General features: G+C 59.7%; 1 pseudogene. It reads left to right on the top strand.

What is annotated here, in order from left to right:
• A pseudogene (locus tag A5636_RS07215) lies at window positions 1–1,432 on the top strand (PPE family protein); the annotation flags it as partial.

Here is a 1,432-nt window from a genome sequence, read left to right on the forward strand (position 1 = left end):
GGGTTGTCGGGGGACAATCTGACGGGGTTTGGTGCTTTTAATACGGGTAGCGGTAATGTGGGGTTGTTCAATTCGGGTACCGGGAATGTGGGGTTCTTTAATTCTGGTACGGGGAACTGGGGGTTGTTCAATTCGGGGAGTTATAACACGGGTGTGGGTAATTCGGGGGTGGCGAGTACTGGTGTGTTCAATGCGGGTGGTTTCAACACGGGGTTGATGAATGCGGGCAGTTACAACACCGGTAGTTTCAATGCCGGTGATGCCAATACCGGCGATTTCAACCCGGGCAGTGTCAACACGGGCTGGTTGAACACCGGTGACACCAATACCGGGCTGGCCAACTCCGGCAACGTGAACACCGGCGCCCTCATCTCGGGCAACTACAGCAACGGCGCCTTATGGCGAGGCGACTACCAAGGCCTAACCGCCTTCTCCTATATCCCTGCCGTGCTTCCCCGAACCGAGTTCCTAACCTTCAACCTCGATGGTGGACTGGGTTCCGTCGAGATCCCCGCGATCGACTTCCCGGCAATAAGGCCAGAGTTCAGCGTCGATATCGCCATCGACAGTTTCACCCTCCCGACCATCCCGATTCCCCGAATCGACCTAGACGCCACCACGGTGAGCATCGGCCTAGGCCCGGTGGTGATTCCGCACCTCGCGGTTCCCGCGGTGCCCGTCACCCTGAATTACTCGTTCGCCTCACAACCCGGCGGGGCCATGACAATCGGGCCGATCTCGGGCGCCTTCGAGGTCGTCCCCAACACACTGACCGACCTCATAATTGGTCCGATAGTGATAGGTGCAAGTTCGTCGCAGGGATCCGTTTCAGCATTCCTGGCCAACCTGCCGTTCAGCACCCCCGCAGTCACCCTGGACCGAATCCCACTGCTGGCGTCCGTTGCCGGCCATTCCGGCCCGTTCGATATCTTCCCGGGCGGCCTCACGATTCCCGCACTGAACCCGCTCAACATCAGCCTGTCCGGTGGCACCGGCGCATTCACCATCCCAGCTATCGCCATCCGTGAAATCCCGTTCGCCCTCACGGCTCACAGCACGATTGGTCCCATCCATCTCGGACTGATCGATATTTCGGCGGTGCCGGGGTTCGGGAATTCGACTGTTGCTCCGTCGTCGGGTTTCTTCAACTCCGGTGCTGGTGGGGTGTCGGGGTTTGGCAATGTGGGGTCGCAGGTGTCGGGTTGGTTCAACCAGGTTCCGTCGGGGTGGGTGGGGACGGTGTCGGGGTTGTTCAATGCTGCTTCGTTGAGTTCGGGTGTGTTCAATCTTGGGTCGGATGTGTCGGGGTTGTTTAACTCCAGTGTGTTGGGTGTGGGGACTTCGGCGGTGGTGTCTGGTGTGGGCAATGTCGGTGCGCAGTTGTCGGGGTTGTTGAGTTCGGGGGTCAACCTGGGTTGGGCCGATGTGGGGG

Origin of the sequence: Mycobacterium asiaticum (assembly GCF_001673315.1) — a bacterium.
In the GTDB taxonomy this organism is placed as follows: Bacteria; Actinomycetota; Actinomycetes; order Mycobacteriales; family Mycobacteriaceae; genus Mycobacterium; species Mycobacterium asiaticum_B.